The following is a 10,274-nucleotide window of genomic DNA, read 5'->3' as shown; positions in this document are numbered from 1 at the left end:
CCCATAAGCGAGGCGTCGAGCGCATCGTGGTCGAGCTCGCGACCCAGATACCCCTCGCAAAGCATAATCGCGCACGCTGCATTCTGCGGCTGATAGGCCGGCTTGACCATGCTCGACGTATAGATCGCACGCGGCGTGGTGCAGCTAAACTCAACTGTGTCGCCCACATGCGCCGGCACCTTCGTCGTGGCGTGGCTCACCACGAGCGGCACGATGCCGCACTCGCGACAACGGGCATCCATCACGCGCTGGACGCTCGCCTCGTGCGTGCCCTCGCCCAGCACAACCAGGCGCCCGGGTTTGATAACCGCAGCTTTCTCCCCCGCAATGGCCTCGAGCGTATCGCCCAAAATACGTGTGTGATCGAGCCCAATGCCCGTAATGGCCACGGCGACAGGATCGGTCGCGCTTGTGGCATCCCAACGCCCGCCCATGCCGACCTCGAGCACGGCAACATCCACCGCGGCCTCAGCAAACACTACAAGTGCGGCAGCTGTCAGCAGGTCAAACGGCGTGATGGTATAGGCACGCTCCCCCGCCGCCACACGGTGCGCATTCACGCGGCGCCCCGCCTCGACAGCTGCCGAAACGCCACGGGCAAACGCCTCGTCGCTCACAACGCACCCATCGACCTCCATGCGCTCGGGATAGCGCACCAGCTGCGGCGACGTATACAGCGCGGTTTTGAGCCCCTCGCCACGAAGAATGGCGGCCGAAAAACGCGTGGTCGAAGTCTTGCCATTGGTACCGGCGACCTGAATGCAATCAAAATACTCGTCCGGACGCCACAACTCATCAAGCATATCGACAACCGTCTCGAGCAGAGGCCCAGCATCCCCAGAAATCCGCCCCGTATCAGCAGCAAGCCCCACAACCTCATCAAACGAAAGCAACTCAAACGAGAAAGGAACGACATACGACCCAGAACGCTTAGCCATAACCCAAAGTCCCCCATAACAGAAAAAGAGGCCCACCAAAAACAATGAGCCCCTCGCGTTCAAAATATCAGCCAAACACCGCTTGCAGCAGAATCAAGGCCTCAACCCAGTGGCCCTAACCTACCAGTTGCAAACAACCACGTAAACGAACTAGGAGCGGCCCGATGCTTTGCTCGCCGCAAGTTCCGCACGCAAAGGACAGCACTTAATGTGCTGTCCGTCTTGCGCAGGACTGTCCGCAGCGGAGAGCAAAGCATCGGGACGCGCCCCCAAGTTAGACCTACGAGAAGTCAGCAACCTGAGCAGTCAGCGCCGCCAGGATCTCCTTGAGCTCAGCTGCACGGTCCCTCTTCTTCTGGACCACCGCGGGCGCGGCCTTGGCCACAAAGCCCTCGTTGGCGAGCGTCTTCTCGCAACCGGCAAGCTCCTTCTGGGCCGCGGCAATCTCCTTCTCCAGGCGTGCCTTCTCGGCCGAAAGGTCAACCTTGCCCTCGAGCACCACAAAGGCCTCGACGCCGCTGTCGACCACGGCAATGCTCGCGGCCGGCTTCTCAACGTCGGTACCCATGACCAGCGAAGCGGTGTTGGCCAGCGGCTCGATGGTCGAGCGCAGGCTCTCGAGCTTCTCGATATCCTCGGCACCGGCACGCACGACCACGTCGAGCTCGGCCTTGGGGCTCAAGCGATAACGCGAACGCGTGGCGCGGGCGGCGGAAACGACGGTACGGCACAGCTCAAACGCGCGCTCGGCGGGCTCGTTAACGTACTTGGCGTAGTCGGCGGGCTCCGGCCACTTGGCGATCATGAGCGCCTCGGCGCGGTCCACGTTGCCCTCGGCGTCCAGATCGAGCACACTCGCCGGCATGTTGTCCCAGATCTCCTCGGTAACGAACGGCATGAGCGGGTGCATCAGGCGAATGGAGGTGTCGAGCACAAAGATCAGGTTGCGCTGCGCCTGCAGACGGCCCTCGCCCTTCAGGCGGGCCTTGGTGACCTCGACGTACCAGTCACAGACCTCGTTCCAGAAGAACTGCTGCACGCCGCGGGCCATATCACCAAAGGTGTACTGCTCGATGCCCTCGGTGACCATCTTCACGGCCTTGGCCAGGCGGCTGAACATCCACGCGTCGGCCGGCGTCTCAACGACGGGCTCGCCGGGCGTGTAGCCCTCCATGTTCATAAGCAGGAAGCGGCTGGCGTTCCAGATCTTGGTCACAAACGACTTGGCCTGGTCGGTACGCGGGCTGTCGATGAGCTTCTTGGTCTTCTTGTCGATGTTCGCGTCGAACTTGACGTCCTGGTTGTTGGTGCACAGCGTGAGCAGGTTGAAGCGCATGGCATCGGCGCCGTACATGCCAATGAGGTCCATGGGGTCAACGCCGTTGCCCTTGGACTTGGACATTCGGCTGCCGTCCTTGGCAAGGATCGTCGGGTAGATGACGACATCCTTAAACGGCACCTCGTCCAGGAAATACAGCGAGCTCATGACCATGCGGGCGACCCACAGCGCGATGATGTCGCGCGCGGTGACGAGCGCCGTCGTGGGGTGATGCCCCTCGATCAGCTCCGGCTTTTGCGGCCAGCCCTGCGTGGCGAAGGTCCACAGCTGCGAGCTGAACCAGGTGTCCAGCACGTTCTCGTCCTGATGCACGTGATGGCCGCCGCACTTGGGGCACACGTCGGTGTCCTCGGTAAGGGCGTCCTCCCAGCCGCAGTCCTCGCAGTAGAACACAGGGATGCGGTGGCCCCACCACAGCTGGCGCGAGATGCACCAGTCCTTAAGGTTCTCCATCCAGGTGGTGTAGGTCTGCGTCCAACGCGCGGGGTGGAAGGTGACCTTGCCAGAGTTGACGGCGTCCAGCGCCGGCCCCTTGAGCTTATCGACGGCGACGAACCACTGCTCGGACAGCCACGGCTCCAGTGCGGCGTCGCAACGGTAGCAGTGCATGACGGAGTGATCGAGGTCCTCGACGTGATCGAGCAGGTCATGCTCCTCAAACCACTTGATGACGGCCTCGCGGCACTCCTCGCGGGTCATGCCGGTGAACTCGCCGTAGCCCTCGACGACCACCGCGTGCTCGTCGAAGATATTGATCTGCGGCAGGTCGTGAGCCTGACCCATGGCGTAGTCGTTGGGGTCGTGGGCCGGGGTGACCTTGACAAAGCCGGAGCCAAAGTTGGCGTCGACATGCCAATCCTCAAAGATGGGGATCTCACGGTCGACGATGGGAAGCTTGACGGTCTTGCCCACGAAGGCGGCCTTCTCGGGGTCCTTCGGGGAGACGGCGACGCCCGTGTCGCCGAGCATGGTCTCGGGGCGCGTGGTGGCAACGACGATGTAATCCTGGCCGTTGACCGGCTCGGTCAGCGGGTAGCGCAGGTGCCACAGGTGGCCCTTCTCGTCCTTATATTCGGCCTCGTCGTCCGAGATAGCGGTAGTGCAGTTGGGGCACCAGTTGACGATGCGCTTGCCGCGATAGATCAGACCGTCGTGGTACCAGTCGCAGAAGACCTTGCGCACGGCCTGGGCATAGTCCTCGTCCATGGTAAAGCGCTCGTTATCGAAGTCGACCGAGCAGCCCATGCGCTTGATCTGCTCGACGATGATGCCGCCGTACTCGTGGGTCCAGTCCCAGCAGGCGTCGACAAACTTGTCGCGACCAATCTCCAGGCGGCTAATGCCCTCGCTCTTGAGCTTCTTGTCGACCTTGGTCTGCGTAGCGATACCGGCGTGGTCGGTGCCCAGCACCCAGCGCGTGGACTTGCCGCGCATGCGGGCCATACGAATGATGGCGTCCTGGATGGAGTCGTCGGTGGCGTGGCCCATGTGGAGCTTGCCGGTCACGTTGGGAGGCGGAATGGTGACGGTGCAGTCGCCCACGCCCTCACGGCGCTTATAGTAGCCGCCGTCGAGCCACTTCTGCAGGATCGCCGGCTCATTGGTCGACGGATCGTAGTTCTTGGGCATCTCTTCCATATATCTCTCCCTGTCCCGCCGGGGAGGAATGTAGGCCCGATTTTCGCTCGGTCAGGTCCTGGGCTCGCTCGAAGACCACATTAAGTGGTCTTCGGCTCGTGCGGAATCTACGAAAATCGAGCCTACATTCCTCCCCTTAGGTATCGATTACTTCAGTCTGAATTGACTTTGCCGAGGCCTAAACAAACACACAGAATAGCACAGGTAGTTGGGGTTATTGCGTATATATAAAATAGCCTCCGACCGCGGGTGGTCGGAGGCTATTTGCAAACACGCTTTAGGCTGGTTTAACCGTAGATGCGTTGGGGCTGTTCTTCGCCCTTTACGGAGGCTTCAGTCACGATGACCTTGGAAACACCCTCCTCGCTGGGCAGGTCGAACATCGTCTGCTGCAGCACGTCCTCGCAGATGGAACGCAGGCCGCGGGCGCCGGTCTTGCGGGCGAGCGCCATGCGGGCGATCTCGTGCAGGGCGGCGTCCTCAAACTCAAGCTCAACGTCCTCGAGCTGGAACATCTTACGGTATTGACGGACCACGGCGTTCTTGGGTTCGGTCAGGATCGACACCAGGTCATCCTCGTCGAGCGCCTGCGTCTGGGTGACGACGGGCGTACGTCCCACAAACTCGGGGATCATGCCAAAAGCGTTGAGGTCCTGCGGGAGTACCTGACGCAGCAGGTCGTTCTCGTCGACCGAGGTGGGGCCGGCAATCTCGGAGTTAAAGCCCACGCCCTTGTTGCCCACGCGATCGGCAATAATCTTGTCCAGACCCACAAAGGCACCGCCGCAGATGAACAGGATGTTGGTCGTGTCGATCTGCAGCAGCTCCTGCTGGGGATGCTTGCGGCCGCCGGTGGGCGGAACGCTTGCCACCGTGCCCTCAAGGATCTTAAGCAGCGCCTGCTGAACGCCCTCGCCCGAAACGTCGCGGGTGATGGAGAGGTTCTCGGCCTTGCGGGCGATCTTGTCGATCTCGTCCACGTAGATAATGCCAACCTGTGCGCGCTCAATGTCGCCATCGGCAGCATTGATAAGCTTGAGCAGGATGTTCTCCACGTCCTCACCCACGTAACCTGCCTCGGTAAGCGCGGTGGCGTCGGCGATGGCAAACGGCACCTCGAGGATGCGCGCGAGCGTCTGGGCGAGCAGGGTCTTGCCGGTACCGGTGGGACCGAGCAGCAAGATGTTGGACTTGGCGAGCTCTACCTCGTCCATATCGTCGTCGAACTGCGAGCCCATGTCGTCGTCAAAGGCAGACACCGCGGCGCCGCCCTCGATCACGCGACGATAGTGGTTGTACACGGCCACCGACATGGCGCGCTTGGCGTCTTCCTGGCCCATTACATAGGCCGAGAGCTCGTCATAGATCTCGTGCGGCGTCGGCACGTGCGTGATGACCTGGCGGTCGTCCTCGAGCTCAAAGCCCTCGGTCTCGGGATCCACGGCGGGCTGGGATGCAGCCTGGCCGTGGTCGTTGAGGAAGCCCGGCAGCTTGCCGTTGCGGGCGGCGTCCATAAAGTCCGAAGCCAGCGACTCCTCCAAAATCTCGGAACAGGCGGCAACGCACTCGTCGCAGATAAAGATGTTGGTCGGACCCTTTACAAGGCGCCGAACCTGCCCCTGCTCTTTTCCGCAGAAGGAGCAGCGGATGGGGTTGCCGTTCTCGTCAAAGTTGTCCTGCATGTTACCGGCCATCCTAGGCGTCCTTCGCGGCGAGGTCGCGCGAGGTAACGATACGGTCGATCAGGCCGTAGTCGAGGGCCTCGGCAGCGGTCAGGTAGTTGTCGCGCTCGGTGTCGGCCTGGACCTTCTCGATGGGCTGGCCCGAGGCGTCGGACAGGATCTGGTTGAGCTCACGGCGAGTCTTCTTGATCTCCTCGGCCACGATCTCGATCTCGGTCTGCTGACCCTGGGCACCGCCGCTGGGCTGGTGAATCATGACCTTGGAGTGCGGCAGGCAGAAGCGCTTGCCCTTAGCGCCGGCCGAAAGCAGCACGGCAGCCATGGACGCGGCCATACCGACGCAAATGGTAGAGACCTGCGGCTTGATAAAGTTCATAGTGTCAAGAATCGCCAGGCCGGAGTAGACCTCGCCGCCGGGCGAATTGATGTAGAGCGAGATATCCTTCTCGGCATCCTGGCTTTCAAGATGCAGCAGCTGGGCAACGACCAGGTTGGCACTGACGGAGTTGATCTCCTCGCCTAAGAAGATGATGCGGTCGTTGAGCAGGCGCGAATAGATATCGTAGCTGCGCTCGCCGCGCGGCGTCTGCTCGATAACGTATGGCACGAGGGCGGAATCGAACTTGGCGATCATACGCATCTCCATTTCTCTCTTGCGGACCAAATTGGTTCTAGATAAACGTACGGTGCCCGCATGCTATGCATTGGCTGGCACCGTACGAAGCAACCGGATAACCGGTGTATAACTTTACCCCATCACGGGCGCACCCATGCGCTCGCGGGCAAGGTGGCGAGAATTACTCGGCGTCCTTGGCGGTCTCGTCGACCTCGGTCACCTTGGCGTTCTCGACCAGGTGGTCGACGGCCTTGGAGCGACGGATGGACTCGCGGACGGCAGGCATGCGGCCATCGGCGATGAACTCGGCCTTGGAAGCCTCGACGTCCTTGACGCCAGCCTTCTCGAACTCGGCGTTGATGTCGTCCTCGGTGACCTCGATCTTGAGCTCACGGGCGAGGGCGTCCAGAGCCAGGGACTCACGGGCAACGTCGTTGGCCTGCTTGTGCAGGTCGCCGATGAACTGCTCCATGGTCAGGCCGGAAGCGGGCAGCCAGGTGTCCAGGGTCATGCCGCGAGCAGCGAGGTTGGACAGGAAGTTCTGGCCAAGCTCCTCAAAGACGGACTGCTCGTAGTCGGCGTCCATCTCGTCGAGCTGCAGGCGCTCGGCGAGAGCGGAAACGCAACGGTTCTCCTTCTCGGCCGGGAGGCGGGAAGCCTTGTCCTGCTCGATCTCGATCTTGATGGCGTCGCGCATAGCGTCGATGCTGTCAAAGCCAAAGTCGGACTTGACGAGCTCGTCGGTGAGCTCGGGGGTATTGCGGACCTTGATGCCCTTGACGGTGACCTCGACGGTGTGGGTCTCGGCCTCCTCGCCCTCCTCGACCTCGTCGGTCCAGGTGACGGTCTTGACGTCGTCAACGCTAGCGCCGATCAGGGCCTCGTTGAACTCCTTGGGGTTGCTGTCGCTACCGGCGATGAGCATGCGGCCCTCGGCGGCAAAGTTGTCGGCGTTCTCGACAGCCTTGAGGTCGACGGTGACGTAGTCCTCGGCCTCGACGACGCGACCCTCGACGTCCTCGAAGGTAGCGCGGTAGTTGAGGAGCATCTCGACCTGGTTGTTAATCTCGGACTCGGTGACCTCCGCGGGAGGCATCTCGATCTCGACAGCGTCGAAGGAGGAGAGCTCAGCGGCAGGACGCAGGGAGAACTCAACGGTGTAGGTGTAGTCCTCGTGATCCTTGGCGAGGTCGAGCTCCTTATAGTCACCGCTCTTGGTGGGGACGATGTCCAGCTCGTTGAGGACGGCGGGCTCGTTGGCGGCGATCAGGTCGTTGGTGGCCTGAGCGAGGGTAGCCTCAGCGCCAAGTGCGGAATCGATGACCGGACGGGGGGCCTTACCGGCGCGGAAGCCCGGGAAGCGGTACTTCTTGGCGGTGTCCTTGTAGGCCTTCTTGATCGCGGCGTCGACGTCGGCGGCCGGGATGGTGACCGTAGCGGTGAGCTTGGCGTCCTTGACGTCAGAAGCGGTGATGTTCAACACGTTCCTCCTCATACTGCCCAGCTTATCTGAGGTGCTGGTACCTTTATGCAACAAAGAGTCGCGACGGCCGAAGCCGACGCAGATGCGTTGGTGCGGGCGAAAGGACTCGAACCTTCACGGGAATCCCACCAGAACCTAAATCTGGCGCGTCTACCAATTCCGCCACGCCCGCATGAGCGCACAGATTAGGAATGATAGCAGATACGAACGGCAAGCGCACGCACACCTTTTACAAGCTCACGACCTCACCACGAGTCCAAAAGGCGGGGCGAGTTGTCCCGCCCCGCCAATTACGACCTGCTCGATGACCCGCTACTCCCCCAGCAGGGCCTTCTCGGGCGTGATGGGCAGAGAGCGAACCTGATGTCCGGTGGCGTGCGCCACGGCCGAGGCCACGGCGGCGAGCGGCGTGTTGATAACGACCTCGCCGATCGACTTGGCGCCAAACGGGCCCGTCGGCTCGTAACTCGGTTCAAAGGCCACGCGAATGCTGCCGATATCCAGGCGCGTGGGCAGCTTGTAGCTCATAAAGTTGCCGGTGCGCAGACGGCCGCGCTCATCGTGCTCGACGATCTCGTAGAGCGCGTGGCCGATACCCTGGGCAATGCCACCCTCGGCCTGGACGCGCGCGAGCGCCTCGTTGATTACGGTACCGCAGTCCACAGCCGCCGCGTAGTCCACCACGGTCACCTTGCCGGTAGCCTTGTCGACCTCGACCTCGGCAATGCCGGCCATAAACGGCGGAGGCGAAACGGGCAGGCAGGCAGAGGCATGCGAGGTGAGCGCGTCGCCGCCCGCGATGTTCTTGACGCACAGGTTGGCAAAGTCGCGCAGCGTAAGGTAGCGGTTCTGCTCGCGGGCGGCACGCTCGTCGGACAGGCGCACGTACTGACCATCAAAGACCACGTCGGCGGCGTCCACGTCCCACATCTGGGCGGCCTTGGCGCAAATCTTCTCGCGCAGCTCGGTCGCGGCGTTCTTGGCTGCCAGACCTGTCACGTACGTGCCCGAGCTCGCGTACGAGCCGGCGTCGAACGGTGACACATCGGTGTCCACGCCGCGCACCACGATCATCGAACTCTCCACACCCAGCTCCTCGGCGGCAATCTGCGCCAGAATCGTGTCGACGCCCATGCCGTTATCGGTAGCGCCGGTGCCGATGGTAATAAAGCCATCCTCTTCCAGGCGCATGTCGATGCCGGCGATATCCACGTTGGAAATGCCTGAGCCCTGCATGGTGAGCGCGCAGCCAAGGGCGCGCACGCGGTCGCCCAGGTCGACGGCTAGCGGCTTGTCGCGCCAGCCGATCATGTCCATCGCGCGCAGCAGGCAGCGGTCGAGCGCGCAGGCGTTGAGCTTCTCGTTGTAGTACTGCGGCATGATCTCGCCCTCGCGCACGATGTTCTTAAGTCGCAGGTCGGCAGGGTCCATGTGCAGCATGTCGGCGAGCTCGTTGACGGCGCTCTCCACGGCAAACTGGCCCTGGGTGGCACCGTAGCCGCGATACGCGCCGCCGCGGTTAGTATTGGTGTAGACGGCGTCCCAGCTAAAGCGGCTCGCCTTCACATGGTTGTAAATCGGCAGGCTTTTGTGGCCCGAAAGGCCGATCGTCGTGGTGGCATGCTCGCCATACGCGCCGGCGTTGGACAGAGTATGCAGGTCGATAGCCGTGATGGTGCCGTCGTTCATGGCACCCAGCTTAACGGTCATCTGCATCTGGTGGCGCGAGTTGCCCGCAGTAATGGTCTCCTCACGGGTGTAGCAGCAGTAGCTCGGACGGCCGGTCTGCTGCGTCACAAACGCAACGAAGATCTCGCAGCAGCCCGTCTGCTTGGAGCCAAATCCGCCGCCGATGCGCGGTTTAATGACCTGCACCTGCGACTGCGGAATATCGAGTGACTGCGCGACCATGCGGCGCACATGGAAGGGCACCTGTGTGGAGGTGGTCACCGAGATACGCCCGAACGCGTCGGTCGTCGCGAAGGCGCGGAAGGTTTCCATGGGCGCGGTCTGCGTGGCCTGGCTGGTGTAGGTGCGGGTGAAGACGATGTCGCTCTGGGCGAAGGCCTCGTCCAAGTCGCCAAAATCGCTCGTGCCGCTGCACACCAGGTTGCGCGGGACGTCGCCGCCCTGCGGGAACATAAAGGTCACGTCGCCCTCGGGGTGGACAACGATGTCATTATCGAGCGCCTGGGTAAAGTCGAGCAGCGGCTCGAGCACCTCATAGTCGACCTTGATGAGCTTGAGCGCCTTGTCGGCAGCCTCCTCGGTCTCGGCGGCGACGATCGCCACCTCCTCGTTTTGGTAACGGACGAGGTTCTCGAGAATCAGGCGGTCGTAGGGACTCGGCTGGGGATAGCTCTGGCCGGCGATGGTAAAGCGGCGCTTGGGCACGTCCTCGTAGGTGTAGACGCCCACGACGCCGGGCACCTTCAGGGCGCGCGACGTATCGATGGAGCGGATCTTGGCGCGGGCATAGGGGCTGCGCTTGAGCTTGACGATCAGCGCGCCGGCGGGCACCATGTCGCCCGTGTAGACGGGACGACCCTCGAGCAGCGCCTTCGAGTCCTTCTTAGGC

General features: G+C 62.4%; 6 protein-coding genes and 1 tRNA gene. All 7 read right to left on the bottom strand.

Going from position 1 to position 10,274, the window contains the following annotated elements; genetic code table 11:
- The coding region (locus tag AB5405_RS08870) for a bifunctional folylpolyglutamate synthase/dihydrofolate synthase (protein WP_368138232.1) at positions 1-938 on the bottom strand (938 nt) is incomplete at its 3' end.
- A gap of 280 nt (positions 939-1,218) precedes the next feature.
- A complete protein-coding gene (locus AB5405_RS08865) occupies positions 1,219-3,915 on the bottom strand; it encodes a valine--tRNA ligase (protein ID WP_368138231.1) in 2,697 nt (898 codons plus the stop codon).
- 287 nt (positions 3,916-4,202) lie between these two features.
- Entirely contained in the window at positions 4,203-5,609 is a 1,407-nt protein-coding gene (clpX, locus tag AB5405_RS08860) for an ATP-dependent Clp protease ATP-binding subunit ClpX (RefSeq protein ID WP_368138230.1), read from the bottom strand.
- Position 5,610: 1 nt separating this feature from the next.
- Positions 5,611-6,231, bottom strand: a complete 621-nt coding sequence (locus AB5405_RS08855; protein WP_022095182.1) for an ATP-dependent Clp protease proteolytic subunit — start codon at positions 6,229-6,231, stop codon at positions 5,611-5,613.
- A 163-nt stretch (positions 6,232-6,394) separates the two neighbouring features.
- Positions 6,395-7,696 carry a trigger factor gene (tig, locus tag AB5405_RS08850; RefSeq protein WP_368138229.1) on the bottom strand — a complete coding sequence of 434 codons (1,302 nt, stop codon included), beginning with the start codon at positions 7,694-7,696 and terminating at the stop codon, positions 6,395-6,397.
- An 88-nt stretch (positions 7,697-7,784) separates the two neighbouring features.
- Positions 7,785-7,868, bottom strand: a tRNA-Leu gene (locus AB5405_RS08845).
- A gap of 140 nt (positions 7,869-8,008) precedes the next feature.
- The coding region (locus tag AB5405_RS08840) for a xanthine dehydrogenase family protein molybdopterin-binding subunit (protein ID WP_368138228.1) at positions 8,009-10,274 on the bottom strand (2,266 nt) is incomplete at its 5' end.

This window comes from Collinsella aerofaciens (assembly GCF_040920445.1).
GTDB lineage: Bacteria > Actinomycetota > Coriobacteriia > Coriobacteriales > Coriobacteriaceae > Collinsella > Collinsella aerofaciens_BH.
This window is presented reverse-complemented; position numbering and strand designations above follow the sequence as displayed.